Below are 26,466 nucleotides of genomic sequence, written 5' to 3'. Positions count from 1 at the left end.
CTCAGGGCCGCGGCAAAGCCACGCTTCAGGGCAGCAGCACCCAGTCCCCGAGCAGTGCTCCCACAAGTCCCGCACCCAGCAGATACGTTCCCAGTCGCGTACGGCCCCGGCGGCTGAGCTCGATCACCAGGCCGCAGAGCACGAGCAGCAGTCCGTAGACCCCGACGACCAGGACGGACGAGCGGCTGGCGAGCCGGACCGCGAGGACCACGGCGGCCAGGACCATCAGAGCGGAGGCCACGGTGATGCGCAGGCGCCGCGCCTGGCGCGGAGTCATCCCCTGCCGGTCGCCCGCTTCCGGTGAGCCGGACGCGGTCGCGGTCGCGGGCTCCAGTGCGCTCGCGTCCTCCGGGGCGTCCGCGGCGCTGCCGGTCTTCGGGGGATCCACTGCGGTGCCGGCCTCTTGATCGGATGAGCTCATGGCCGACGATCGTAATCGCTGATGTGTACGGAGCGGACCCCGCTCCCCCGTATCGCCGTCGTCCCTCGCTCCTGTATCGCCGTCGCCCTCATCGCACGAGCAACTGAATTCCGCCCAGAACGGTCGCCCCGATCACAAGGCGCTCGAAGAGGAGTTGGTCGATACGGTCCACGCATTTGCGGCCCAGCCAGGCACCGGGCACCACGAAGAGCACCAGTGCGGCGTCGAGCAGCAGCGACCGCCAGGAGATCAGGCCGAGGCCGATACTGAAGGGCACCTTCGAGGTGTTCACGATCAGGAAGAACCATGCGGACGTGCCCAGGAAGCCCAGCTTCTGGAACCCGCTGGAGATCAGATAGAGCGACATCACGGGGCCGCCGGCATTGGCGACCATCGTGGTGAACCCGCCGAGCACACCGTACGAGGGCGCCTTCCAGCGCGCCCGGCCGCTTGCCGCGGTCTCCTCCTGGCGGGCCGCGACCCGCCGCCGCCAGACCGTCACCCCGGCCATGAGCAGCAGAATCGCCCCGATCGATGTGCGCACCCCGGTGTCGTCCGCCCACATCAGGAAGAGGGTTCCGGCGAGCACGCCCGCGCCGACCGCCGGGAACAGCCGCCACAGCGTGGGCCAGTGGGCATGACGGCGGTAGGTGAGGACGGCGAGGATGTCCCCGGCGATCAGGATCGGGAGCAGCACTCCGGTGGATTCCCGCGCGGGAAGCACGGCCGCGAAGACGGCGAGACTGACCGTGTTCGCCCCGCTGACGGCCGTCTTGGAGAAGCCGACGAGCGCCGCGGCGAGCGCGAGGACGATGAATTCCCCGATCGATATGTCCATACGGGGACGGATGCTACGGGACGTCAGCCGTCCAGTTCGCCCAGGCGTCCCGCGATCTCCCCGCGTACCGGAACACCCAACTTCGCCAGAATCCGCTCCAGATGGGCATCAACGGTACGTTTCGAAATGACGAGCCGTTCCGCGATCTCGCGGTTCGACAGACCTTCGGAGGCGAGCAGCGCCACCTCGTGCTCGCGCCGGGTGAGGTCGTGCGACTGGGTACGCGGCGCGGGGATCACCTGCTTCTGCTCCCGGCCGGTGGCGAGCGCGACGACCTGCTCCAGAGGGCGCGCCGCCCCGTCCGCTCTCAGCTCTCTGCACCGCTCCTCGCCGAGCGCCTCGTGCGCGGCCCGCACGGCCGACTGATGGAACTCCTCCATCAGACTCGTGCCGCCGAGCCGCGCCCCTGCGCCGGCCCACAGCGGATCGGCGGCGCCGAGCAGCCAGACGGCTTCCTCATGGCGTCCGTCGTGGCCGGCCAGCCAGGCGAGCAGTTCGAGGCAGTACCCCATGCCGACGCCGTCGCCGAGCTCGTGCTTGATCTGCAGCGCGGTGCCGCCCGAGGCACGGCTCTGCTGGTACTCGCCGCGGCGGAAGCGGGCCACACCGATCACGAAGTGCAGATAGCCGCGCACCCAGCCCTCGGTGGAGCCCTCGCCCAGCCGTCGCAGACCCCGCTCGCAGACTTCGAGCGCGGCATCGAGCTCACCGCTCAGATGCCGCATGTAGCCGATCTGCGTCTCGAGCGTCACGAGGCCGACGACATCCCCGGCCTCCTCAAGGATCCGGTACGCCTCGTCCGCGGCCTTGGCCGCCTCCTCGTGGCGCTCCATGAAGGTGAGCGACAGATTGAGGTAGACCCGTCCGCGTCCGGCGACCACCGGATCGTCGAGATCGTCCGCGATCTGCACGCACTCCTGGGCCTCTTCGAGCGCCTTCGGGTCGGCCTGGAACGCACCGAGATACGCGCTCTGCGCGAGAGCCCAGGCCCGTTCCCGTACGGGGCCGGGGAAGCGGTCGGTGATCTTCGCGTACCAGTAGCGGCCCTCGGTGTGCAGGCCGGCGATATGCCAGTACGGCCACAGGGCGCCGGCGAGCGCGGCGGCTTCGTGGTCCTTGCCGGGCGCCGCGAGCGCGTACTCGATGGCGAGGCGGATGTCGGCGTGCTGTTCGCGCAGCGCGTGGTAGCGCTGGATCTGGTCGTCGGCGAGGAAGCGCCGGTCGAAGTCCTCGGCGAGCTTGAGATAGCGGGCGTAGTGGCGCTCACGCAATTGAGCCTGCTCGCCGAGCGCCGCGAGGTGTTCGGCGCCGTACTCGCGCAGGGTGTCGAGCATGCGGTAGCGCGAGCCGTCCGCACCCTCGCGCTGCACCACGGACTTGTCGACGAGCCCGACGAGCGCTTCGAGGATCTCCTCACGCGGCAGCGAACCGCCCGCGCAGACCTCCTCGATGGCGGCGATGTCGAAGCTGCCCGCGAAGACCGAGAGCCGCGACCAGAGCAACTGCTCCTGCTCGGTGCACAGTTCGTGGCTCCACTCGATGGCCGTACGCAGCGTCTGGTGGCGCGGCAGGGCGGTGCGCCGGCCTCCGGTGAGCAGCCGGAAGCGGTCCTCCAGACGGGCCACGAGCTGTTCCAGGGGCAGCACCCGCAGCCGCACGGTGGCGAGTTCGATGGCGAGCGGCATGCCGTCGAGCCGGCGGCAGAGCGCGATCACGTCGGCGCGGTTGCCGTCGTGCACCTCGAAGGCCGGGTCGACCGCCTTCGCCCGCTGCGCGAACAGTTCGACGGCGTCGCCGCCGGTGGCCCGTACGGGCAGCGGTGCTATCTGGCAGATGTGTTCGCCGGGCACGTCGAGCGGCTGCCGGCTGGTGGCGAGCACGGAGACACCGGTCGTCTCGTGCAGCACGATGTCGGAGAGCATCGCGCAGGCGTCGACGAGATGCTCACAGGTGTCGAGGATCAGCAGCAGCTTGCGCTCCCGCAGATGGTCCAGCACGGCATCCAGCGGCGGACGGGTGTCCCCCTCGGGCAAGCCCAGACAGCCCGCCACGGTGTGCGGCAGCAGCTCGGGATCGCGCAGCTGCGACAACTCGACCAGACAGACCCCGTGTTCATAGCGGCCCGCGACCCGCGCGGCACTGCGCAGCGCGATCCGGGTCTTGCCCACTCCGCCGGGACCCGTCACGGTCACCATGCGGGCCTGCCGCAACGCCTCGTCGACGCGGGTCAGTTCTCTGCCCCGCCCGACGAACCCGGTCACCTCCACCGGCAGTTCCCCCGGCCTGCGGCGGACAAGAGCCAATGTCATTCCCATCCTCACTGCGCGTTCGACGGGTGCGGCGCGTTCGCCTCCGCTTCCCGCCGTCGACGATACGCGTCGGCCGCCCGGACGTCCTCGGTATACCTAGGACCGGCCCAGGAGAAGTTCCGTATACGCATCAGGCCCGCCGTCGCTGTCGGAAGCGGTCACCACCAGGCAAAGTGTTGCCCGTACGGCACAAGCGAGTTCGTGCGCGTACGGCACGAGCTCGGTCGGCTGGCTTGTCGGTGAGCCAGCCGGCCGAAGCGCCCGCCCGGGCGCCGTTCCGCGCTCCCCCTCCGCCCCGGCCTCAGGGTCGTGGGCCTGCGGGGCGCCCGGGGTCAGGGTGTCCACCTCCCCCGCTGCAGCCTCTCCCTTCGCACGGGCACCTCCGGTTCCCGCAGGACGGAGATCGCCATCTCCTGTGCACTCCACATCAACTCCTGTGCACCCCTCATCCCTTGATGTAGTCACCTTGACACTAAAGCCGTCGTACGCGATTATCGTCGCAGTGACATTAAGGGGGGTCCATGGCCGACATCACCCGGCGCTTCGGTCTGCGCCATCTGCGTTCCGCGCCCACGGCGCACATCCGTCATCTCCGCGCGGGCAAGGTGGTCCACGACGGTCCCGGGGTGAGCTTCTGGTACCGCTCGCTCAGCGCGGCCCTGTCCGAAGTGCCGGTGGACGACCGCGAGTTGGCGATGAGCTTCCATGCCCGCACCGCCGACTTCCAGGACGTGTCCACCCAGGCCACGGTGACGTACCGGATCAGCGACCCCGTGACGGCCGCGGCCCGTATCGACTTCTCGATCGACCCGGACACGGGCGCCTGGCGCGGCGCTCCCCTGGAGCAGCTCGCGACCCTGCTCACGGAGACGGCCCAGCAGCACGCCCTGGACGTCCTGGCCCGTACGCCGCTCGCCGCCGCTCTGGTGGACGGTGTCGCGGCGGTGCGCGAACGCATCGCCGCCGGGCTCGCGGCCGAACCCCGTCTGCCCGCCACCGGGATCGAGGTCGTCGCGGTACGGGTGGTGGCGATCCGGCCCGAGGCCGAGGTGGAGCGCGCGCTGCGCACTCCGGCGCGCGAGCTCATCCAGCAGGAGGCCGACCGCGCGACCTACGAGCGGCGCGCGGTCGCCGTCGAGCGCGAACGGGCGATCGCCGAGAACGAGCTGGCCAGCCAGATCGAACTGGCCCGGCGCGAGGAGGAGTTGGTCGACCAGCGTGGCACCAACTCCCGGCGCGAGGCGGAGACGAAGGCCGCGGCGGACGGCGTGCGCACCGAGGCGGAGGCCGCCCGCAAGGTACGGATCGCCAAGGCGGAGGCCGAGGCGGCGCGGGAGGTCGGCGCGGCACGGGCGCAGGCACAGGCGGCCTGGCTCGAGGTGCACGGGCGGACCGATCCCGCGGTCCTGCACGCCCTAGCGGCGAGCCGCGTGGCCGAGAACCTGCCGCGGATCGAGAGCCTCACGCTGTCGCCCGACGTGCTGACCGGACTGCTCGCCAAGCTGGGCTCGTCCGCCGGCGCCGGTGAGCGCTGATGGCGCTCGCGCCGCGCGCGGTGCTCGTGCACCGCACCACGGAGTACGCCGAGTTGCTCGCCCGGCACGGTACGCACGGCCAAGCCGCGTTCTTCCTCGCCTCACGCGGCCGCTCCGTCGACGAGATCGCCGCGCGCCATCACCGTACGGCCGCGGCGCTCGCCGACGTCGCGGCCGCCGTGCCGCTCACGTGGCGGCAGAGCCGGGTGGAGCGGGCGGATCTGGACCGGTTCCTGTTCGGTCCCGAGGACGTGGTCGTGGTGGTCGGGCAGGACGGCCTGGTGGCGAACACCGCGAAGTACCTGGCGGGGCAGCCGGTGGTCGGCATCGACACCGACCCGGGCCGCAACCCCGGCGTCCTGGTGCGCCACCGGGCTCCCGACGCGGCGAAGCTGCTCGCGTCCGCCCTGCGGCAGGGCACGGGCGGCGAGGAGTTGACCATGGTCGAGGCCGTGGCGGACGACACCCAGCGGCTGCTCGCCCTCAACGAGATCTATCTGGGTCCGCCCGGTCATCAGACGGTCCGCTACCGGATCGGCAGCGGCGAGTCCGCCGAGGCACAGGCCTCGTCCGGCGTGCTCGTCGGTACGGGCACGGGGGCCACGGGCTGGCTGCGGTCGCTGTGGCAGGAGCGGGGCAGCGCGCTGCGGCTGCCCGCGCCGGACGAACGCCGCCTGCTGTGGTTCGTCCGCGAGGCCTGGCCCTCGCCCGCCACCGGCACCTCGCTGGTCTCCGGTGAACTGCCCGCCGGCGCACGGCTGGAGCTCACCGTCGAGTCCGACCGGCTCGTCGCGTTCGGCGACGGGATGGAGCAGGACGCACTGGAGCTGGTGTGGGGGCAGACCGTGCGGGTGGGCGTGGCGGCCACCGCATTGAATTTGTTGGGTTGAGAGTGAAAATGTACGCAGGTCAAGAGCGCTGACACATCCGGAACACCACGTTCGAGTGCAGCTGTTGGACATCCGTACCGTGTTCTTTCACTTCCGGACCACGCGCCCTTTCCCTCTCCGGGGTCTCTTGGAACACTCCACCGACCCATCCCCACGAGCCCCCGAGGTCCCCCACTCATGGCCGAACTGAATCGCCGCCGCTTCCTCAAGATCGCCGGCGCGAGCGCGGGTCTCGCCGCGCTGACGGACAGCATCGCCCGGGCCGCCTCGCTGCCCGCGGCCCGTGCCACGGGAACCATCCAGGACGTCGAGCACATCGTCGTCCTGATGCAGGAGAACCGGTCCTTCGACCACTACTTCGGCCGCCTGAAGGGCGTCCGCGGCTTCGGCGACCCGCGCCCGGTCACCCTGCCGAGCGGCAAGTCGGTCTTCCACCAGGCGCAGAACAGCAAGGTGACGCTCCCGTTCCACCCGGACGCCGAGGACCTCGGCATGCAGTTCATCGCCGGCCTCGACCACGACTGGTCGGGCGGGCACCGGGCGTTCAACAACGGCAAGTACGACGGTTGGATACCGGCCAAGACCGAGCGCTCGATGGCGTATCTGGAGCGGGCGGACATGCCCTTCCACTACGCGCTCGCGGACGCGTTCACCGTGTGCGACGCGTACCACTGCTCGTTCATCGGGGCGACGGACCCCAACCGCTACTACATGCTCACCGGTTACGTCGGCAACGACGGCACCGGCGGCGGCCCGGTGCTCGGCAACCAGGAGCTGGGCTACGGCTGGACCACGTACGCCGAGCGCCTGGAGCAGGCAGGGATCTCCTGGAAGGTCTACCAGGACATCGGCGACGGCCTGGACGCGGCCGGGCACTGGGGCTGGATCGGCGACGCGTTCCGCGGCAACTACGGCGACAACTCGCTCCTGTACTTCAACACCTTCCGCAACGCCAAGCCCGGCGATCCCCTGTACGAGAAGGCCCGCACCGGCACGAACGTCAAGGCGGGCGACGGGTACTTCGACGTGCTGCGCGCCGATGTCGCGGCCGACCGGATGCCGCAGATCTCCTGGATCGCCGCGCCCGAGGCGTTCAGCGAGCACCCGGACTTCCCGGTCAACTACGGCGCCTGGTACATCTCCCAGGTCCTCGACGCGCTCACCTCCAACCCGGCGGTATGGGCGAAGACCGCGCTGTTCGTCACGTACGACGAGAACGACGGCTATTTCGACCATGTCGTGCCGCCGTACGTCCCCGCCTCGGCCGGCCAGGGCAAGTCCACGGTCGAGACGGCCACGGACTACTTCAACGGCAACGCCTCGTACGCGGCGGGCCATTACGGCATGGGCCAGCGCGTGCCGATGATCGTGGTCTCGCCGTGGAGCACCGGCGGCTATGTGAACTCGCAGGTGTTCGACCACACCTCGATCCTGCGCTTCATGGAGCAGCGGTTCGGCGTGCACGAGCCCAACATCTCGCCCTGGCGCCGCGCGGTCGCGGGCGATCTGACCTCGGCCTTCGACTTCAGCCGGTCCGTCAGCACACCCGCCGAGCTTCCGGACACCTCCGGCTTCGAGCCGCCGAACCACGACGAGCCGGCCGCTCTGCTGCCTAAGCCGCCGTCAAAGGGCGTCCTGCCCAAGCAGGAGCGCGGTGCGCGTCCGGCCCGCCCGCTGCCGTACGAACCCTTCGTGGACACGGCGGTGGACGCGGCGACCGGGAAGATCTCCCTCACGTTCGGTACGGGCGGCGGCGCCGGCATCTGCTTCCACGTACGTTCCGACAACCGCACGGACGGACCCTGGACGTACACGGCGGCCTCCGGGGCCACGGTGTCCGACGCGTGGAACTCGACGTATTCGGGCGGGAACCACGATCTGACGGTCTTCGGTCCGAACGGCTTCCTGCGCCGCTTCAAGAGCGCGGGCAAGGCCACCGGCCCCGAGGTGACGGCGCGGCACGACAAGGCGAGCGGCAATCTGCTGCTGACCCTGACCAATCCGACCTCGGCCGCTGTCACCCTCACGGTCACCAACGCCTATGGCGGCGCGGTGCAGTCGGTGCCCGTCGCGGCCGGCGCGACGGTCCAGCGGACGGTCGATCTCTCGGCCACCAAGCGCTGGTACGACGTGAGCATCGTCTCCTCCGCCGACTCCGGCTATCTGCGGCGGCTCGCGGGCCATGTCGAGACGGGTGCGGCGGGCGTCAGCGATCCCGCGATCGCCACCGTCTGACCTGCGACATCGCACCGGATCCCCCGAAGCTCCCGGCGCTTCGGGGGATCCGCCGGTGAACTGGCCGAGTCGCTGCGGGCGTTGGCGCCGATCCCGGGGGCCGGTGCCGGAACGTGCGGTTCATACGGCAGGATGGCGCCTTGTTTCGGAACGCGTCCGCATGTTCGGCTGCGGGCGCCACGCTCCATATCGACCGAGCAGGTGACCTTCAAGTGACGAAGTCTCATATACGGCCCCACAGGGGCGTTCCGGGTGCCCTCCGAACCCAGGAGGTGACCCGGTGAGGTCGGCCGTCACCTGGAACGACTGGCTGGTCGCGGGCATCGCCCTCGCCGCCGGTATCTTCGCGGGCCTGCTGCTCAGGCTCGCGCTGCGCTGGCTCGGCAAGCACGCCAAGCGCACCCGATGGAGCGGCGACGATGTCCTCGTGGACGCGCTGCGCTATCTCGTGCCCTGGGCCGCGACCATCGCCGGCGCCGCCATCGGCGCCGCGGCGCTGCCCCTCACCGATCGTGTACGGGACATCGTCAACCAGTCCCTCACCGCTGCCCTGATCCTGTTCGCGACGCTCACGGCGACCCGGGTGATCGCCGCCCTGATCAAGGCGTTCACCCAGGCCAAGACGGGCGTCGCGGGCTCGGCGACCATCTTCGTGAACATCTCGCGCGTCGTGGTGATCGCGATGGGTGTGCTCGTGGTCCTGCAGACCATGGGCGTCTCGGTCGCGCCCCTGATCACCGCGCTGGGCGTCGGCGGTCTCGCCGTGGCCCTCGCGCTGCAGGACACCCTGGCCAACCTGTTCGCCGGTGTGCACATCCTCGCCTCGAAGACCATCCAGCCCGGCGACTACATCCGCCTGTCGAGCGGCGAGGAGGGCTACGTCGTCGACATCAACTGGCGCAACACCGTGGTCCGCAACCTCAGCAACAACCTGGTGATCATCCCGAACGCCCAGCTGTCCGCCGCGAACATGACCAACTTCACCCGGCCCGAGCAGGAGCTCACGATCCTGGTGCAGGCGGGCGTCTCGTACGACAGTGATCTCGACCACGTCGAGCGGGTCACCATGGACGTCGTGGACCAGGTGATGGCCGAGGTCGAAGGCGGTGTGAAGGAGCACGAGGCGCTGGTGCGCTTCCACACGTTCGGGGACTCCCGGATCAATTTCACGGTGATCCTCGGCGTGGGCGAGTTCAGCGACCAGTTCCGGATCAAGCACGAGTTCATCAAGCGGCTGCACAGCCGCTTCCAGGCGGAGGGCATCCGGATACCGGCCCCGGCCCGTACGGTCGCGCTGCACCCCAGCGGCCTGTCCGCCTCGGCGGTGCTTCCGCACCAGCGCGAGGCCTCCCCGGATGTCCCCCTGATGCGGGCTCCTGGTCAACTCTGACCGCATGAGACCCGTCCGTGACTGCGCAGGCACAGCTTCGTCGGCCATACTGCGCACCGAAAGATGTGAGCGGCTAGTGGCGAGAGCATCGCAGGAAAGGCAACCGTGGATCAGCGCATAGGACAGAAGGACGCTCCCCTGCACACGGCCGCCTCGATGGACCCCGGCTTCATCCCGGGGATCACCCCCGCGGGGCGGGACGGGGTGCGGGAGGAGAGCGGAAAGGGCGAGAACACCGCCGCGGAGGGCTCTGAAGCGGTCGAGGACGCGGCGGACACCGAGGAGACCACGGCCGAGGCCGAGGCCCCGGACGAGGCCGCATCCGACGGCGAGGACGCGGATGCCTCCGGCGAAGCCGAGGCGCCCGTATCCGAGAAGGACTCCGGGAAGTCGGACTCGGCGAAGCCGGACGCCAAGAAGCCGGACCTCAAGAAGGCCGAGCCCGAGAAGGCGAAGGCGGACAAGTCCGGCGAGCCCGCCGAGGGCCCGTCGTTCGAGGCCCGCGACTACCGCGGCACCATCACGGTGGACGCCTCCGGTATCGGCTTCACCCTGGACGACCAGGCCACGGACTTCACCTGGGACGAGGTCGTCGCGGTCGAGCAGACCACGGCCCGCTTCGCCAAGCGCTTCACGGTGACGGTGCACACCAAGGGCAACCGCTGGTACCCCAACGAGGTCCAGGCCCCTGACCGCGCCACCCTCACCCGGTGGACGGGCGAACTCGACGACGCGCTGGACGCGTACTTCGAGGAGTAGGCCGTACGGCATACGGAGAGGGGGTCGCCGACATCGGCGGCCCCCTCTTCGTCTGCCGCCGTAATTCACGTGCCAGGACTCGGCCGCATCCCTACACTCGCCTGAGATCGCCACGGAGAACCGTGCCGGCACAGGGATTTCACGAAGGGAGACGGCCATGCGTGACCACACCGCTTGCGCTGTCTCCGCGTACGGGTTCGAGGTCCTGCTCGTGTCCTCGTCCCTCCGGTCCGGGCTGCGCGGCCCGCACCGGACTCCGTGACGCAGCTACGGACCATCCGCCACAGGCGCATGCCGACGCGTGCCCTGCCGTATGACGCCGACGTCACGGCGAATCGCGCCGACCACTTCCGGAACACTCCGAAAGGCCCTCGGCCATGCGAATCCGCCTCAACCCCAACCCCCTTGCCACCGTGCGCAATCTGGGCATCCTCGCCCATGTCGACGCGGGCAAGACCACCGTCACCGAACGGATGCTCTTCCTGACCGGTGCCGTGCACAAGCGCGGTGAGGTCCACGACGGCACCACCGTCACGGACTTCGACGCACAGGAGCGCGACCGCGGCATCACCATCTTCGCCGCGGCCGTCAGCTGCGACTGGGACGGGCATCGCGTCAACCTGATCGACACCCCCGGGCATGTCGACTTCGCCGACGAGGTGGAGCGCTCCCTGCGGGTGCTCGACGGGGCGATCGCGGTGTTCGACGCGGTCGCGGGCGTGGAGCCGCAGAGCGAGTCCGTATGGCGCCAGGCCGACCGGCACGGCGTCCCGAGGATCGCGTTCGTCAACAAGCTGGACCGCGCGGGCGCCGATCTGGACGCGGCCGTGGAGTCGATCCGTACCCGCCTCGGCGCGGTGCCGCTCGTGGTGCAGCTGCCGATCGGACGCGAGGACGGCTTCACGGGTGTCGTCGACCTGGTCGCGATGCGTGCGCTGACCTGGCACGACGAGGTCTGCACGGAGAGCCCTGTGCCCGATGCGCTGACCGACGAGGCCGTACGGCGCCGTCGTCTGCTCGACGAGACGGTGGCCGAGCTGCACGCGGGCGCCCTGGACGAGTTCTGTACGGCGGGTGCGGTGTCGGACGCCACGCTGCGCGAGGCGCTGCGTGCGCTGACGCTCAGCGGCGCCGGTGTGGTCGTGCTCTGCGGCGCGGCCTACCGCAACCGTGGCATCGAACCGCTCCTCGACGCGGCGGTGGCGTATCTGCCCTCGCCGCTCGATGTGGCGGCGGAGAGCGCCGCGGATCCGCAGGCACCGTTCGCGGGCCTCGTGTTCAAGGTGCAGTCGGCCACGACCGGCCGCAGGACCTTCCTGCGGCTCTACTCCGGAACGCTGCGGAAGGGGGACACCGTGCTCGACGCCGTCACCGGCCGTACCGAACGCGTCGGGCGCATCCTGCGCGTCCAGGCGGACCGGCACACGGACATCGAGGCCGCCGTCGCGGGCGACATCGTCGCGCTCGTCGGTCTCAAGTCCGCGCGCGCCGGTACGACCCTGTGCGCACCCGGGACGCCCGTGGTGTTCGAGCCGCCGACGGTGGCCGACCCCGTGGTCTCGGTAGCCGTGGAAGCGGTGCGCCGGGCCGACAGCGGACGGCTCGCGTCGGGGCTCGCCCGCCTGGTCGAGGAGGACCCCTCGCTCGGTGTGCGGACCGACCCGGAGACGGGTCAGACCGTGCTCTCCGGGATGGGGGAACTGCATCTGGAGGTGGCGGTGGAGAAGCTGCGCCGCGACCAGGACCTCGAGGTCGGCGTCGGCCGGCCGCGGGTGACGTATCGCGAGACGCTCGCCGAGGGTGTCGGCGGGTTCGCCTTCCGGCATGTCAAACAGGACGGCGGTCCCGGCCAGTTCGCGCAGGTCGTGTTCGATGTGCGGCCCGCGGAGGAGGAGTTCGCGTTCGTCTCCACGGTCGTGGGCGGCCGCGTGCCGCAGGAGTACGTACGGGCCTTCGAGGCCGGCTGCCGTGACGCCCTCGCCGAGGGCCCGCTCGGCGGACACCGGGTGACGGGCCTGTCCGTCACGCTCACCGACGGGGCCACGCACTCCAAGGACTCCTCGGATGTGGCGTTCCGTACGGCGGGCCGGCTCGCGCTGCGCGAGGCGCTGCGGTCCTGCCGTATGACGCTGCTCGAACCGGTCGTCGAGGTCACGGTGACCGTGCCCGAGGAGTCGGTCGGCAGCGTGCTCGGTGATCTGGCCGCACGCCGCGGCCGGGTCTCCGGCTCGACGACCCGCTCCGGCACGGCGGTCGTCACGGCGACCGTGCCGCTGGCCGAACTCTTCGGCTATGCGACGCGGTTGCGCAGCCGCACCCAGGGCCGTGGCGCGTTCACGGCGCGTCCGGTCGGCTACGCACCGGCGTAGGCGACAGGCCCCGCATCCCTCTGCAAAGGGGTGCGGGGCCGTTGCCCGGTGCTGTCGCTAAGGCCTGTCTGACAATTCCCGTCGTGACAGCGAGTGTCCGCCGAGTTGGCAGTCCGGAGGTGCGCCGACCGTCTGGCGGGTAGCGCCGGGCAGGACCTACGAACGGCGGGCCAGCAGGTGGGCGTCGAGGAAGCCCCGTTCGGAGGCCGGATCGTGAAGCAGCCGGGCGAAGGGAACGAGCCCGGCATCGGCCAGCAGTTCGGCGAGGCGATCCGTCGGCCAGCTGTAGGCAGGTGCCACCTTGTGGTCGAACCGGACCGGCTCCGGTCCGTCGGTCCCGAAGAAGGAGACCAGGAGCAGGCCACCCGGCGCCAGGACGCGTACCTGCTCGGCGAGCAGCTCCGGCAGTTCCCCCGGAGGGGTATGGATCATCGAGTAGTGGGCCAGTACGCCACCGAGCGCGCCGTCCTCGATCGGCAGGGATTCCATCCGCGCCTCCTGGAAGCGCAGCGCCGGATGGGCCCGCCGGGCGTGGTCGATCATGCCGGGGGAGAGGTCGAGTCCAAAGGCGTCCAGGCCCAGTTCGTGCAGCATGGCCGTCAGATGTCCGGGCCCGCACCCGACGTCCGCTGCCCGCAGGTTGCCCGTCGCGCGCACCAGTTCGGCGAAGGTGCCGATCATGGCCCGGGCGAACGGCTGTGTCTCCAGCCGGTCTGCGAACAGCGATGCGTACAGCTCGACGACTCCGTCGTAGGCCGCCCTGGTCTCGTCCTGATGATTCGCCACGGGCAGGACTCTATAGCCGGTCTGATAATTGATCTCGTGGCAGGTCGAGGTGAATTGACGGATGCGGCATGGGGGCGAATAGAGCCCCTGTTGCCGCAGGTGGACGGACGCGGCCGTCCGTGGCGTGATCACCGGCAGGTGGTCGACGGGGTGCTGTGGAGGCTGCGGACCGGGGCTCCTTGGCGCGACCTGCCCGAGCGGTACGGGCCGTGGCAGACCGTCTACGAGCGGTTCGCCCGCTGGGAGGCTGATGGCACCTGGGCGAAGCCGCTGGAGCACGTCCAGGTCCGTGACGACGCGGTGGGCCGGGTGGAGTGGACCGTCGCTGTCGACTCCACGGTCAACCGGGCCCACCAGCACGCCGCGGGCGCCCGTAAAAGGGGGACGCGGACGGGGACGAACTGGAAGATCCGGGCCGCTCGCAGGCGCGCCAGGCCCTCGGCCGGTCCCGGGGCGGGCTGACCACTAAGGTCCACCTCGCCGTCGACGGCCGGGGTCTGCTGCTGTCGATCGTGCTCACACCCGGAAACGTCAACGACGCCACTGCGCTCGCCGAGGTCCTCGACAAGATCCGCACCCCGCGCGCCGGCACGGGCCGCCCGCGCACGACACCGGACCGCGTGCTGGGTGACAAGGCCTACTCCAGCAGGGCCATCCGCCATCTGCTGCGGCGTCGGGGCATCGCCGCCACGATCCCCGAGCGCCGCGACCAGGTGGCCAACCGCGACGCCGGGGGCGCCTCGGTGGCCGACCACCCGCCTTCGACAAGGAGATCTACCGCGACCGCAACGTGGTCGAACGATGCTTCGCCCGCCTCAAGCAGTTCCGTGCGATCGCAACCAGGTTCGACAAGCTCGCAGACCGCTACCGCGCGGGAGTTGTCCTGGCCTCCCTGATCCTCTGGCTCCGTGAAGCGGCCAGGTGATCATTTGTCAGACAGGCTCTAGTGCCCCCGGAAGGCCTCCTCCAGCCACCAGGCCCCGTGCTCCCGTACGACCTTGGCGTCGATGAGCAGCGGTGTCGTGCGCGGTCCGGCCACCCAGTCCCGTACGGGCTTGAGGTCGTCGGCCGTGCGGACCGTGACCGCCTCGAAGCCGTAGCCGCGGGCGAGCGCGGCGATGCCGGTGGGCGGGAACTCGACGGTGTCCAGAGGGAATCCGTCGGGTCCGAAGTGGTGGACCTCGGCGCCGTACGCGTCGTCGTTGTAGACGACCACGACCATGGGCAGGCCGAGCCGGCGCACGGTGTCGAGTTCGACTGCGCTCATCAGGAGCCCGCCGTCGCCGACCGCCGCCACGGCGAGCCGGTCGGGCACGGCCAGTGCGGCGCCGATGGTGGTGGCGAGCCCGAGGCCGATGGACTGGAAGCCCTGGGTGAAGCAGAGGCCCTGCTCGTCGGGGACGGACAGATACATCGTGGGGTAGCCCATGAAGTTGCCCGAGTCGACGCCGATGACCCGCTCGGCCGGCAGGATCTCGTCGAGCGCGATCGACAGGGTGCGCGGGTCGATGCGGTCCCGCGTCCCGCTGTCCTCGTACGGGACATCGCGCCAGCCGGCACGGTCGGCGAGCGCGAAGGCGGTCACCGCCGTCCGGTAGCCGGTCCGGTCTTCGGCCGCCGCGAGCACCCGCTCCGCCACGCGCGCCGCGTCCCCGGTGACACCGAGGTGGACGGGACGGTGCACCCCCAGTGCCTCGGGGCGGTCGTCGACCTGGACCACGGTGGTGTCCTCGCCGATGAGCCGGCCGTGCCGTGTGGTCCACATGGTCAGCGAGCAGCCCCAGCCCACGATCACATCCGCGCCCTGGATCAGCTCGGCGGCCAGCGGTGTCGCGAAGCCGCCCGCGACATCGAGGGACCACGGGTTGCCGTGGAAGAGGCCGCGCGCCACGGCCGAGGTGGCGAGCAGGGCGCCGCAGCGCTCGGCGAGGGCCTCGAGCGCCGCGCGTCCGCCGGGACCGCGGGCCCCGCGCCCGGCGATGAACACCGGCCGTTCGGCGTGCGCGAGGAGTTCGGCGAGGGCCGCGACCTCGGCCTCGGCGGGCTCCACGGGTGTACGGGGCCGTGGCGGCAGAACGGCGGCCAGCAGCTCCGCCGCGTCGGGGACCTCCTGCGCCTGGACGTCGAGCGGCAGGTTGAGCACGACGGTGCACCGCTCGTGGGCGGCCAGCCGTACGGCCGCGGCCGTCTGCTCCACGGCGTCGGACGCGGAGCCGACGCGGGTGCTGCGGGCGCCGACCGCGAGCGCCAACGCCTCTTGTTCCACATGGAAGTTGGAGTGCCGCTGCGTGGCTTCCGGCGCGAGCACCACGAGCGGCGTGCGGCTCTTGGCCGCCTCCGCGAGCCCGGTCAGGGCGTTGGTCAGACCGGGCCCCTGATGCACGCTGACGGCCGCCGGCCGGCCCGCCGTCCGGGCGTAGGCGTCGGCCATCGTGGCGGCCCCGCCCTCGTGCCGGGCCGCGACGAAGTGGGCGCCGGCCGCCGTCATGGCGTTGGTGACATGGAAGTTGCCCGAGCCGACCACTCCGAAGACCCGCCCGATCCCGGCGGCGACCAGCGCCTGCCCGACGGCTTCGGCGACCTTCACGGCGTACGTTCCACGAGGGCGAGCACCCGGGCGGGCGAGCCGGAGCCCGACACGATCGGCAGCGGGCTCGCAATCAACACGGCGCCGGTGGGCGGGAGTTCGGCCAGGCGCTGCAGCTGTGTGAGGCCGTACTTGCCGCTGCCCATCAGATACGAGTGACAGGGGAACTGCGGCTCGAAGGCGAAGGCCTGCCCGGCGTCCGTCCCCACCGTGTCCACCCCGAGCCCGATCACCGGCGACTCCTCGGCCACCCAGCGGGCACAGTCGGCGGACAGACCGGGGGTGTGCGGGCCGCGTTCGTCGGCGTTGAGGTAGGCCTCCTGGTCCCCCGCCCGGCTGCCCCAGCCGGTCCGCAGAAGCAGCCAGCCGCCCTCGGGCAGCGCCCCGTACCGGCTCTCCCATGCCTGTATGTGTTCGACCTCGACGAGGAAGTCGGGGTCCTTGGCGACCTCTTCGGTGAAGTCGAGCACCACGGCGGGAGCGATGAGCTGCCGCACCGGCACCGAGGCCACATCGGCGAGATCGCGGCCGGTGATCCAGTGGTTGGGTGCGTCGAAGTGGGTCCCGGTGTGCTCGCCGGTGCGGAAGTTGTTCCAGTACCAGGCGGGCCCCTTGGCGTCGTACCGGCTGATCTCCTCCAGCTGGAAGGGCACCGTCTGCCCGTATTCCTCGGGCAGTTGGAGGATCGGCGTGGACGAGGACAGCGGCGCGGTCAGGTCGAGGACTTCGACCGAACCACCTCGCAGGGCGCCCACGAGGGCGGCGAGAACGGACGAGGACCCGGTGGAGACGGACGTCGGCTCGGTCATGTGTGCATCCTCGGGGCGGTGCGATGGCGGCACAAGAGTGAGGTACCGGCCGTCGCGCACTGGTGGCGCGTGCGGGTTTCCGGGCCTCTGTTCGCGCCGCCGCGGCGCGTGCCGGTTTCCGGGCAACCGTTCGCGCCGCCGCGGCAACTGGGAGACGGCACCCTCGCGCTTCCGGAACGGATGAGCCATGCGGAACCAGCACCCCCACGCCACCGCCGTCGCCGTATCGGGCTTGCGGTCGGTACTCCCCTGGCGCTGATCGCCGGCGGCGTCCTCGCCTACGGCGCCGCGTTCGGGACGTTCGGCGACGACACAGAGCCGCAGGCCGGCGCCGCCACCGTGCCGGCCGACGCGCAGGCCGCGGTCGCCGCGATGCAGCCGGGCTGGAACCTCGGCAACACTCTGGACGGCATACCGGACGAGACGGCCTGGGGCCGGCCGCTCACCACCCGGGCGCTCCTCAAGTCGGTCCGCGCACAGGGGTTCAGGAGCATCCGCGTCCCGGTGACCTGGAGCGACCCCCAGGGCGCGGCGCCCGACTACGCGATCGACGCCGCGTATCTGAAGCGCGTCAAGGAGGTCACGGACTGGGCGCTCGCCGAGGGCCTGTACGTGATCATCGATGTGCACCACGACTCATGGCAGTGGGTGTCGTCGATGCCCGCAGAGCACGACAAGGTGCTCGCCCGCTTCAAGCCCACCTGGACCCAGCTCGCCGCCGCGTTCCGCGACGCGCCCGCCCAAGTGGTAGACGACGTATCACGTGACGAAGTCCGGCGGCACGGTCACGGGCCCGACCTCCGCTCCGGCCATGCGGTGATCCACCGGACGACGACAAAGGTCCCTCACAGGCGATGGCCTGTGAGGGACCTTCTTTGTGTCGGGACGACAGGATTTGAACCTGCGACCCCTTGACCCCCAGTCAAGTGCGCTACCAAGCTGCGCCACGTCCCGTTCGCGCGGTGTTCTGCGCTCACGTGAAAGAACAATACCTCACCCCGGACCTGCACCGTTGCCCCCACCCCGGGACAATCGAGAGGTGAGCGAACAGAATCCGCAGTCCACCGGTGACCGCGACCGCGACCAGGAGGGCCGCGCCCGTAATGCCCGTCCTCGTGACGGCCTCGGCCGCCCCCTCCCGTACGGCACCGAGGGCGTCGAGCGGCAGCCCGAGGGTGTGGTGCGCACGCCCCGCCAGACGCTCGACGAGGCGCAGGCGCTGCTCGACTCCGGGAAACCCTTCCATGCGCACGAGGTGTTCGAGGACGCCTGGAAGTCGGGGCCCGCGAGCGAGGAGCCGCTGTGGCGGGGGCTCGCGCAGCTCGCGGTGGGCCTCACCCACGCCGCCCGCGGCAACAGCAAGGGCGGCGCCCGGCTCCTTCGCCGGGGAACGCTCGGGCTCACCGACCCGCCGTACGGGATCGACGGGCCCGGACTCACCGCCTGGGCCGAGGAGTTGGCGGGGCGCGTCGAACGTCTCGACTCCCCCGTGGACGCCGCCGCCGAAGCCCCTGCCCTGAGGCCCCGGCCAGGGGCGGGGACCCGTACGGCAGACTGACCGGGTGCGAACCATCCATGTCATAGGCATCGGCGCGGGCGATCCCGACCATCTGACCCTGCAGGCGCTCAAGGCGATGCGGGCGACGGACGTCTTCTTCCTGCTCGACAAGGGCGAGGTCAAGGCGGACCTCACCGATCTGCGGCGCGCGATGCTCGCCGAGCATCTGCCGCACGGGTCGTACCGCGTCGTCGAGGCCCGCGATCCCGAGCGCGACCGACGCGCCGGGGGCACGGCCTACGCTCCGGCGGTGGACGACTGGCGCAGCCGCCGGGCCGCGATCTACGAGGCGCTGATCGCGGAGCAGCTGGGCGAGGACGAGACCGGTGCGTTCCTGGTGTGGGGCGATCCCTCGCTGTACGACAGCACCCTGGGAATCCTGGAGGAGATCCTCGAACAGGGGCGGACCGACTTCACCTATGACGTCGTGCCGGGCATCAGCAGCGTCTCGGCGCTGGTCGCCAAGCACCGCACGGGCCTCAACCGGGTGGCACGCCCGGTGCAGATCACGACCGGGCGTCGGCTCGCGGAACGGTTCCCCGAGGGCGTGGACGACGTGGTGGTGATGCTGGACGCGCACCAGTCGTTCCGCGCGTACGCCGAGGAGGATCTGGAGATCTTCTGGGGTGCCTATCTCGGCACGCCGGACGAGATCCTCGTCTCGGGGCCGATCGCCGAAGCGGGGCCGCGGATCGAGGAGTTGCGGGCGCAGGCACGCGAGCGCAAGGGCTGGATCATGGACACGTATCTGCTGCGCCGCCGGGACTGAGCTCCGCGGCGCCATCCGAACCGTGCCCCGCCACGCCACCTGGACCGTGCCCCGCCACGCCACTTGAACCGTGCCCCGCCACGCCACCTGGACCGCGCCCCGCCGCGCCACTTGAACCGTGCCCCGCCACACCGCTGTCCAGCCAGGCCAGCGCTCCCGCGACATCCGGCACGGCCGGCACCCCCGCCGGGACCGGCGGGCGGCGCACCACGACGACCGGCACGCCCAGCTCCCTGGCCGCGACCAGCTTCGCCGCGGTGGCCGCGCCGCCGCTGTCCTTGGTCACGAGAACGTCGATACGGTGCGTCCGCAGCAGCTCGGTCTCGTCCGCGACCGTGAACGGCCCGCGCGCGAGCAGCACTTCGGTGTCCGCGGGCAGGGGCGGCTCGGGCGGTTCGACGGACCGTACGAGAAAGTGCCCCGCGAGCCCGGCGAACTCCGCGAGGCCCTGGCGACCGGTGGTCAGGAACACCCGCCGCCCCAACTCGGGCAGCAGCGCTGCCGCTTCGGCCAGTGAATGCACGTCATGCCATACGTCACCGGGTCCCGCGCCCCAGCCCGGGCGGCGCAGCGCCACGACCGGCACACCGGTGCGGGCCGCCGCCTCGGCCGCATGCGCGCTGATCGCCGCCGCGAAGGGGTGGGTGGCGTCGATCAGGGCGTCCACGTGCTCGTCGCGCAGATAGGCGCCGAGCCCTGCGGCTCCCCCGAATCCCCCTGTGCGCACCTCACCCTCGATCAGCGCGGGTGCGGACACCCGTCCCGCGAGCGAGGTCGTCACCCGCAGATCCGGGCGGCCGGCGAGGGCGGTGGCCAGGGCGCGGGCCTCGGTGGTGCCGCCGAGGATCAGCACATGCGTACTCATAGCGCCGTCGAGTCAATCACGGCCGGCCGGGCAGGGCACGGCCGGCCGCTCGGACTCCCGGCTGCGGACTCCGCACTCCAGCAAGCGCTTTCGGGAGCGCTTGCGTACTATGTGCCACGGCGCAGGACCAGCACAGCGGCACGGCAACTACCAGTTCACAAGCCCCAGTTCAGAGGCGGTGACGGATGCCCCCACCCTCCCGACCACGCTCGCCCCTGCGTCTCGCCGACGTGGCGCAGCACGCGGGTGTCTCGCTGGCAACCGCTTCCCGTGCCCTCGCCGGGCGCGACGGGGTACGCGAGGAGGTGGCGGAGCGCGTCCGCCGGGTCTCGCGCGAACTCGGCTATGTGGCCAACCCGCACGCCCGCACCCTGGCCGGCGGCGCCACGTCCACGGTGGGCCTGATCGTGCACGAGATCGACGACCCGTACTTCTCGGAGATCGCAAGTGGCGTGATCCAGGCGGCCGGTGAGCGCGGACTCATCGTGCAGATCTGCACCTCGGCCCGCGACCCGCACAGCGAACTGCGGCAGGTGCGGCATCTGATCGCCCAGCGGGTGGGGATCATCATCATTGCGGGCTCGGGCTATGTGGACCCGAGCCTGGAGGCCGCGGCCAAGCGCGAACTGGCCGCGTTCCAGAACGCCGGCGGCCGCCTCACCGTCATCGGCCGCCACGCGCTGAGCGCGGACGCGGTGCGGCCGGCCAACAAGGAGGGCGGTGAGGCGATCGCGGAGCATCTGGTCTCCCTCGGACACCGCAGGATCGCGGTCGCCGCCGGGGACGCGAAGCTCTCCACGGTCGTGGACCGGCTCGCCGGCGTCGCGGCCGCCCTGGAGCGCGCGGGGCTCGCCATGGCCGAAGTCCCGGTGATGCACGCCGAGTTCACCCGCGACGGCGGCCATGATGCGGCCGAACGCATCCTGCGCGAGCACCCCCGCACCACGGCGGTCATCGCCCTCAACGACGCCATGGCCCTCGGTGTGCTCTCCGCCCTGCGCACCGAGGGCGTCGCGGTCCCGCAGCGCATGTCGGTCGTCGGCTTCAACGACGTCTCCTACGCCGCCGACCTCGCCCCCGGCCTCACCACGGTCCGCCTCCCGCTGGCCCGCATGGGCCAGGAGGTCCTCGCCCTCGCCCTGCGCCCACCGGCCGGCCGGCCTCGCCGCAAGCCCACGTCGTACGAGCTGGTGGTGCGGGCTTCCACGGCGGCGCCGGCGGAGGCTTCCGGCTGATCCGAGCACCGGCGGTACCAGGCGAGCGGGCCGGTCAGCCTCCGATCCCGGTGACCGTGACCATCAGCGGCAGAGCCAGGATCAACAGGATCGCCCCAAGGGCGTCGAAGCCGGCGCCGGACCGGATCATCGTGGTGATCGGCACGACACCGGAGCCGTACGCGATGGCGTTCTGCGGGGTGGAGACCGGCAGCATGAAGCCGAACGAGGCCGCGAAGGTCGCGGCGAGCGCGGGGGTGAAGGGATCGGCCCCGGCGGCGACCGCGATCGGGATCACGATCGGGACGACCACGGCCGCCGACGCCGTGTTGCTGGTGGTCTCCGACACCAGGATGGCGAGGACGACCGCGAAGGCCGTGATCGCGAAGAGGCTGGACAGGCCGAGGGCGTCGGAGGCCGAGTCGCCGATCGTCTTGGCGAGGCCGGTGGACTCCAGGAGCGCGCCGAAGATGATCCCGCAGCCGAAGAGCAGGATGGTGCCCCAGTCGATGCGGGCGGCGTCCGACCAGTTGAGGGTGGTCTCCCGGCGGCCCCAGTGGGTGGGCAGGACGAACAGGAGCGAGGCGCCGAGCACGGCGACGACGCCTTCGTTCAGGCGGCCGCTGACGGTCTCGTACACGGAGGAGTCGGTGCCCGCGATCAGGGCGACCACCCCCGGGAAGATCCACAGCGTCACCGTCGTACCGAAGGCGATCAGGGTGTTCTTCTCGGCGCGGGACAGGGATCCCAGTTCGGCGCGGCGCTCGGCCACGTACGCCTCGATCCCTTCGATCCGGCGGATCTCCGGCTTGTTCAGGAGCAGCAGGACGGTCATCAGGATGATGAACATGACCGCGCAGAGGGGCAGGGCGGTGGCCATCCACTGGGCGAAGGAGATCTTTTCGCCGGTGGCCTTCTCCATCAGGTCGCGCCCGATGAGGTTGGGCGGGGAACCGACGGGCGTGAGCAGGCCGCCGACGCTCGCCCCGTAGGCGAGCATCAGGACAAGGGCCGCGCCCACGCGCAGGCGTGTGGGGTCGAAGTCCTCGGCTACCAGGCCGCGGTCCTGGAGCATCTTGGCGATGACGGTGAGCAGTCCGAGCGCGGTGGGCAGCAGCATCGCGACCGTGGCCGTGTTGGACACGAAGGCCGAGAGCAGGCAGGTGATCAGGCCGAAGGCGGCGATCAGACGGAAAGTCGAGCTGCCGACGCCGGGCAGCGACAGGATGCGGAAGGCGAAGCGGCGGGCGAGGCCGTGCTTGAGCATCGCCTGGGCGAGGATGAACGCGCCGATGAACGTGAAGATCGTCGAGGATCCGAAGGGTGCGAGCGCGTCCGCCGCCGGCACGACCCCGAAGAGCACGATCGCGCCGACGCCGATCAGGCCGCCAACAGGGATCGGCACGGGTTCGGTGACCCACAGGACGATCACACCGAGCAGGATCCCGGCGAGGGTGTGCTGAGCTGCGCCCATGTCCAGGGGCAGCAGCAGGAAGACGGCGCTGACCAGCGGGGCGAGCCAGAATCCGGTGGTGCGGCGGCCGCGCTCGAACCGTTCCTCCTGCGGGGACAACTTCTGTTCCCCGAGACTGCGGTAGGTGGCGTGGCCGAGCAGGGCGGCCTCGACGTCGGTGCGCGTGGTGCCGGGTTCCGATCCGGGTGCGGTGGCGTCCGGCGGCGGTTCAGTGGCCACGGCGGCCTCCAGGGTGGCGTGGCTTCGGCGGGCGTGGGTAGGCCGAGCGGTTGTACACCGAGTACGTCGTGCACTCGTCAATGTGACAGCCTCTGCCCGCCTTGCAAAGGAGAGCCGCATGTCCAGTCCGCACAGGATCGCCGTCGTGCCGGGGGACGGAATCGGCCGGGAAGTCACCACCGCCGCACTGCGCGTCCTCGACGCCGTGACCGCCGCCCACGGCATCGCCCTCCAGTACGTGTCCCTCGACTGGTCCTGCGAGCGGTACAAGCGCGAGGGAGCGATGATGCCGGCCGACGGGATCGACCGGCTCAGGGACTTCGACGCCGTGTTCCTCGGCGCGGTCGGCGCACCCGGCGTGCCCGACCACATCTCCCTGTGGGGCCTGCTGATTCCGGTCCGCCGCGCCTTTCAGCAGTACGTGAATCTCCGGCCGGTCCGCCTCTTCGAGGGTGTCCGCTCGCCGCTGCGGGAGACCGCCGAGGGCGTCGATCTGGTGGTCGTGCGGGAGAACACCGAGGGCGAGTACAGCGAGATCGGCGGCCGTATCCATCGGGGCTTCCCGCAGGAGGCGGCGATACAGGAGGCGGTGTTCACACGGACCGGGGTGAGCCGGGTCGTCGACGCGGCCTTCGAGATCGCCAAGAGGCGCCGGAATTACGTGACTTCGGCGACGAAGTCGAACGGCATCGTGCACACGATGCCGTTCTGGGACGAGGTGGTGGCCGAACGGGCCGCCGCGCACGGCGGGGTGCGCTGGGACCAGGAGCACATCGACGCGCTCTGCGCGAAGGTGGTCCTCCAGCCCGGGCGGTTCGACGTGATCGTGGCGTCCAACCTGTTCGGTGACATCCTCAGCGACCTCACCGCGGCGGTGACCGGGTCGATCGGCATCGCGCCCTCCGCGAACCTCAATCCGGAGCGGGAGTTCCCGTCGATGTTCGAGCCGGTGCACGGCTCGGCGCCGGACATCGCGGGGCGTGGGATCGCCAACCCCGTGGGGGCGATCTGGTCGGCCGCCCTGATGCTCGACCATCTCGGGCATCCCGAGGTCGGCGAGCAGATTGTGGCGGCGATCGCCGCCGTCTTCGCTCAGACCTCGCTGCGCACGCCCGACCTGGGCGGAAAGGCGACGACCGCGGAATTCACGCAGGCCCTCGTCGACCGGCTGTAGGTGCGGGGCACGCGAAAGGGCCACCGACAGGTGACCCTTCGCCGGCCCGGACAACTCCGAACCGTCGGCGCGCCGTATGCCTGGGCACTCGCGATGCGACCGGGTCGCCGCACGCGCGCATCAGCCGGGCTCAGGACTGACGAGCCGTCAGAGCTCCTTCCCCAGAACCACCTTGACGCCCTGCTCGTCCGCCGCGGGCCCGTCGTCGAGGAATCCGCCCGACTGGTGCAGCCAGAGCTTGGCGTAGGCGCCGTCGGCGGCGAGGAGCTCCTGGTGGGAGCCCTGTTCGACGATGCGGCCGCGGTCGAGGACGACGAGCCGGTCCATGCCGGCGACCGTGGACAGACGGTGCGCGACCACCAGCGCGGTGCGCCCTTCCATCAGTCGCCACAGCGCCTCCTGGACCAAGAGTTCGCTCTCCGAGTCCAGTGCGCTGGTCGCCTCGTCGAGCAGCAGGATCGGTGCGTCGCGCAGGATGGCGCGGGCGAGCGCCACGCGCTGGCGCTGGCCGCCGGACAGCTTGACGCCGCGTTCGCCGACCAGGGTGTCGAAGCCGTCCGGCAGTCCGTCGACGAACTCGGTGACATGCGCCGCCTCGGCCGCCCGCCGGATCTCGGCGTCGGTGGCGCCGGGCCGGGCGAAGGCGATGTTCTCGCGCAGGGTGCGGTGGAACATCGCCGGGTCCTGCGGCACATACGCGATCAGGCTGCGCAGGTCCGCCTGGCGGAACTTGCCGATGTCCTGGCCGCCGACCAGGATCCGGCCGCCGTCGATGTCCGTCATCCGCAGCAGCAGCCTGGTGAGCGTGGTCTTGCCGCCGCCGGACCGTCCGACGAAGCCGACCCGCGATCCGCCGGGCACGTCCAGATCGAGCCCCTCGAAGAGCGTCGCGCCTCCCGCGTACGCGAAGGAGACGTTCTCGAAGCGGACACCGGTGTTCCCGGCCGGGGGCCGCAGGGCCTGCGGGGACGGCGGGTCGAGGACCGTCGGTTCGTCCATGAGCAGTTCGGTGAACTGGGCGGCCTCCGTCATCGAGCTCTCGATACGGCGATAGATCTGGTTGAACTCGAACATGATCCGGGTCGCGTTGGCGTAGTAGGTGAAGGCGACGACGACGCCCTCCACTCCGTGCGTGCCCCCGAGGGTGACGGCGAGCAGCAGGCCGAGCGCGTTGGTGGCGACGGACAGCGGTGCCACGAGCGTGTCGATCCGGAGGTTGCCGTAGTCCCAGGACCGCAGCATCAGCCGCCGCGAGTCCGCGACGCGCGCACGGTGTTCGGCGGCCTCGCGCGCCTCCGCGGCGAAGGCGCGGACCGTGTCCATGTTGGACAGGCTGTCGGCCACGTGGCCCGAGACCCGGGCGATCGCCGCCTCGCGCTCCGCCACCAGGCGCTGCCTGCGGCGGATCAGCGGCACCACGCAGGCCGCCGTCAGGGCGATCATCGCGAGGAGACCGACCACGAGCAGCGGATCGTACGTCCACAGCACGACCGAGGCGAACAGCAGCGGGACGAGCCTGCCCACCACGTTGAAGGTCAGGGTGTCGACGAACTCCTCGAAGCGGGAGGCGAAGCTGAGCACGCGTTTGGTCAGCGAACCGGCGAAGTTGTCGTGGAAGAACGCCGCGTCCTTGGCGTACAGCGCGTCCATGCCGGTCGCGTACAGCCGCTCGACGCCGAGCGCGTCGAGCCGGTTGAGGCAGTGCAGGCCGATCCGCCACAGCACCTCGGCGAAGAGCAGCACCGCGGCGAAGCCGAGCACGTACGGCATGACCGCGCCGGTCGAGGTGTCGCCGCCGTCGGCGAAGCGCCCCGCGAGCTTGGCCACCACGAGCGGCGCGAGGTAGTTGATCCCGATGTTCCCGAGCGCCGGAAGCAGCAGCGCCGGGATGGTGAACCGGCGGAGCCTGCTCAGCTCTCTGCCGTAGTGCCGTAGCGCGAGCAGAACCGCACCGCGGCGCGGTGTGGCCTTGCGTTGATCCGGTAAACCCATACGTCCCGTCCTGTCCGGTACTGTCCCCGCCTGCGAAGCAAGAGAGCAGTGTCCCGCGACGTCCCCGAGACCGTCCAAGCGTTTTTTCCGGCCGGAGGCACGAAAAAGGGCCATCCGAAGATGGCCCTTCATGCGCACGGATCACTCTGTGCAACCGACGCAATACGTCGGGACGACAGGATTTGAACCTGCGACCCCTTGACCCCCAGTCAAGTGCGCTACCAAGCTGCGCCACGTCCCGGTGCTCGCTGACCTGGGATTTCCCCTGGCCGA

At 70.9% G+C, this 26,466-nt stretch carries 20 protein-coding genes, 2 tRNA genes and 2 pseudogenes; 13 read left to right on the top strand and 11 right to left on the bottom strand.

Going from position 1 to position 26,466, the window contains the following annotated elements; genetic code table 11:
* Window positions 1-25 precede the first annotated feature (25 nt).
* The 3 genes from H9Y04_RS14260 to H9Y04_RS14250 form a co-directional block, all read right to left on the bottom strand.
* Window positions 26-421 (bottom strand): hypothetical protein, encoded by a 396-nt coding sequence (locus tag H9Y04_RS14260; protein ID WP_187814180.1) that lies wholly within the window; start codon window positions 419-421, stop codon window positions 26-28.
* A gap of 88 nt (window positions 422-509) precedes the next feature.
* Window positions 510-1,259, bottom strand: a complete 750-nt coding sequence (locus tag H9Y04_RS14255; protein WP_187814179.1) for a sulfite exporter TauE/SafE family protein — start codon at window positions 1,257-1,259, stop codon at window positions 510-512.
* Window positions 1,260-1,282: 23 nt separating this feature from the next.
* Entirely contained in the window at window positions 1,283-3,568 is a 2,286-nt protein-coding gene (locus tag H9Y04_RS14250; RefSeq protein WP_187814178.1) for an ATP-binding protein, read from the bottom strand.
* A gap of 521 nt (window positions 3,569-4,089) precedes the next feature.
* Between H9Y04_RS14250 and H9Y04_RS14245 the strand changes: the two genes are divergently transcribed.
* The 6 genes from H9Y04_RS14245 (at window position 4,090) to fusA (ending at window position 12,746) form a co-directional block, all read left to right on the top strand.
* The gene (locus H9Y04_RS14245) at window positions 4,090-5,103 is read left to right on the top strand and encodes an SPFH domain-containing protein (RefSeq protein ID WP_187814177.1); all 1,014 of its coding nucleotides are present in this window, start codon (window positions 4,090-4,092) and stop codon (window positions 5,101-5,103) included.
* Window positions 5,103-5,993, top strand: coding sequence for an NAD(+)/NADH kinase (locus tag H9Y04_RS14240; protein ID WP_187814176.1), 891 nt, complete (start codon window positions 5,103-5,105; stop codon window positions 5,991-5,993). The genes H9Y04_RS14245 and H9Y04_RS14240 overlap by 1 nt, the downstream gene beginning before the upstream one ends.
* Window positions 5,994-6,170: 177 nt before the next feature.
* Complete coding sequence (locus tag H9Y04_RS14235; RefSeq protein WP_187814175.1) at window positions 6,171-8,228, top strand: phosphocholine-specific phospholipase C; 2,058 nt, start codon at window positions 6,171-6,173, stop codon at window positions 8,226-8,228.
* 280 nt (window positions 8,229-8,508) lie between these two features.
* A complete protein-coding gene (locus H9Y04_RS14230) occupies window positions 8,509-9,618 on the top strand; it encodes a mechanosensitive ion channel family protein (protein WP_187814174.1) in 1,110 nt (369 codons plus the stop codon).
* Between the two features lie 105 nt (window positions 9,619-9,723).
* The gene (locus H9Y04_RS14225; RefSeq protein ID WP_308800975.1) at window positions 9,724-10,377 is read left to right on the top strand and encodes a hypothetical protein; all 654 of its coding nucleotides are present in this window, start codon (window positions 9,724-9,726) and stop codon (window positions 10,375-10,377) included.
* A gap of 377 nt (window positions 10,378-10,754) precedes the next feature.
* The gene (fusA, locus tag H9Y04_RS14220; protein WP_187814173.1) at window positions 10,755-12,746 is read left to right on the top strand and encodes an elongation factor G; all 1,992 of its coding nucleotides are present in this window, start codon (window positions 10,755-10,757) and stop codon (window positions 12,744-12,746) included.
* Window positions 12,747-12,902: 156 nt separating this feature from the next.
* On the opposite strand, the gene H9Y04_RS14215 is transcribed toward fusA, so the two are convergent.
* On the bottom strand, window positions 12,903-13,532 hold the full coding sequence (locus H9Y04_RS14215) for a class I SAM-dependent methyltransferase (RefSeq protein ID WP_187814172.1): 630 nt from the start codon (window positions 13,530-13,532) through the stop codon (window positions 12,903-12,905).
* A 99-nt stretch (window positions 13,533-13,631) separates the two neighbouring features.
* On the opposite strand from H9Y04_RS14215, the gene H9Y04_RS48675 reads away from it, so the two are divergent.
* Window positions 13,632-13,994, top strand: a complete 363-nt coding sequence (locus H9Y04_RS48675; protein ID WP_438818109.1) for a transposase — start codon at window positions 13,632-13,634, stop codon at window positions 13,992-13,994.
* A pseudogene (locus H9Y04_RS48670) lies at window positions 13,934-14,457 on the top strand (IS5 family transposase). Before H9Y04_RS48675 ends, H9Y04_RS48670 begins: the two are co-directional and overlap by 61 nt.
* Before the next feature lie 18 nt (window positions 14,458-14,475).
* On the opposite strand, the gene H9Y04_RS14205 reads toward H9Y04_RS48670, so the two are convergent.
* Both H9Y04_RS14205 and H9Y04_RS14200 read right to left on the bottom strand, forming a co-directional pair.
* Entirely contained in the window at window positions 14,476-16,119 is a 1,644-nt protein-coding gene (locus H9Y04_RS14205; RefSeq protein WP_187814171.1) for a thiamine pyrophosphate-binding protein, read from the bottom strand.
* Window positions 16,116-16,928: a cyclase family protein gene (locus H9Y04_RS14200; RefSeq protein WP_187814170.1), complete on the bottom strand. Its 813-nt coding sequence runs from the start codon at window positions 16,926-16,928 to the stop codon at window positions 16,116-16,118. Before H9Y04_RS14200 ends, H9Y04_RS14205 begins: the two co-directional genes overlap by 4 nt.
* A gap of 180 nt (window positions 16,929-17,108) precedes the next feature.
* On the opposite strand from H9Y04_RS14200, the gene H9Y04_RS14195 reads away from it, so the two are divergent.
* Window positions 17,109-17,843 (top strand): glycoside hydrolase family 5 protein, encoded by a 735-nt coding sequence (locus H9Y04_RS14195; RefSeq protein WP_187814169.1) that lies wholly within the window; start codon window positions 17,109-17,111, stop codon window positions 17,841-17,843.
* Here H9Y04_RS14195 and H9Y04_RS14190 read toward each other — a convergent pair.
* Window positions 17,809-17,882 (bottom strand) — tRNA-Pro (locus H9Y04_RS14190). The two genes, H9Y04_RS14195 and H9Y04_RS14190, sit on opposite strands and share 35 nt — an antisense overlap.
* A gap of 85 nt (window positions 17,883-17,967) precedes the next feature.
* Between H9Y04_RS14190 and H9Y04_RS14185 the strand changes: the two genes are divergently transcribed.
* Together H9Y04_RS14185 and cobF are read left to right on the top strand one after the other, a co-directional pair.
* Window positions 17,968-18,486 (top strand): DUF309 domain-containing protein, encoded by a 519-nt coding sequence (locus H9Y04_RS14185; protein ID WP_187814168.1) that lies wholly within the window; start codon window positions 17,968-17,970, stop codon window positions 18,484-18,486.
* A 4-nt stretch (window positions 18,487-18,490) separates the two neighbouring features.
* Window positions 18,491-19,255 (top strand): precorrin-6A synthase (deacetylating), encoded by a 765-nt coding sequence (gene cobF / locus H9Y04_RS14180; protein ID WP_187814167.1) that lies wholly within the window; start codon window positions 18,491-18,493, stop codon window positions 19,253-19,255.
* A gap of 136 nt (window positions 19,256-19,391) precedes the next feature.
* Here cobF and H9Y04_RS14175 read toward each other — a convergent pair.
* A pseudogene (locus H9Y04_RS14175) lies at window positions 19,392-20,120 on the bottom strand (cobalt-precorrin-6A reductase); the annotation flags it as partial.
* A 185-nt stretch (window positions 20,121-20,305) separates the two neighbouring features.
* On the opposite strand from H9Y04_RS14175, the gene H9Y04_RS14170 reads away from it, so the two are divergent.
* The gene (locus H9Y04_RS14170; RefSeq protein ID WP_187814165.1) at window positions 20,306-21,355 is read left to right on the top strand and encodes a LacI family DNA-binding transcriptional regulator; all 1,050 of its coding nucleotides are present in this window, start codon (window positions 20,306-20,308) and stop codon (window positions 21,353-21,355) included.
* 34 nt (window positions 21,356-21,389) lie between these two features.
* Here H9Y04_RS14170 and H9Y04_RS14165 read toward each other — a convergent pair whose 3' ends face one another.
* Window positions 21,390-23,027: an SLC13 family permease gene (locus H9Y04_RS14165; RefSeq protein ID WP_308800974.1), complete on the bottom strand. Its 1,638-nt coding sequence runs from the start codon at window positions 23,025-23,027 to the stop codon at window positions 21,390-21,392.
* A 118-nt stretch (window positions 23,028-23,145) separates the two neighbouring features.
* Here H9Y04_RS14165 and H9Y04_RS14160 point away from each other — a divergent pair, with 118 nt between their 5' ends.
* Window positions 23,146-24,201 carry a tartrate dehydrogenase gene (locus tag H9Y04_RS14160; protein ID WP_187814163.1) on the top strand — a complete coding sequence of 352 codons (1,056 nt, stop codon included), beginning with the start codon at window positions 23,146-23,148 and terminating at the stop codon, window positions 24,199-24,201.
* Window positions 24,202-24,348: 147 nt separating this feature from the next.
* Here the strand turns inward: H9Y04_RS14160 and H9Y04_RS14155 are convergent, their stop codons facing one another.
* Both H9Y04_RS14155 and H9Y04_RS14150 read right to left on the bottom strand, forming a co-directional pair.
* The gene (locus H9Y04_RS14155; RefSeq protein ID WP_187814162.1) at window positions 24,349-26,193 is read right to left on the bottom strand and encodes an ABC transporter ATP-binding protein; all 1,845 of its coding nucleotides are present in this window, start codon (window positions 26,191-26,193) and stop codon (window positions 24,349-24,351) included.
* 167 nt (window positions 26,194-26,360) lie between these two features.
* Window positions 26,361-26,434, bottom strand: a tRNA-Pro gene (locus H9Y04_RS14150).
* Window positions 26,435-26,466 lie beyond the last annotated feature (32 nt).

The organism is Streptomyces polyasparticus, from assembly GCF_014493765.1.
Taxonomy (GTDB): domain Bacteria; phylum Actinomycetota; class Actinomycetes; order Streptomycetales; family Streptomycetaceae; genus Streptomyces; species Streptomyces polyasparticus.
The sequence above is the reverse complement of the archived record's forward strand: the minus strand, read 5'-3'. Positions and strand labels throughout refer to the sequence as shown.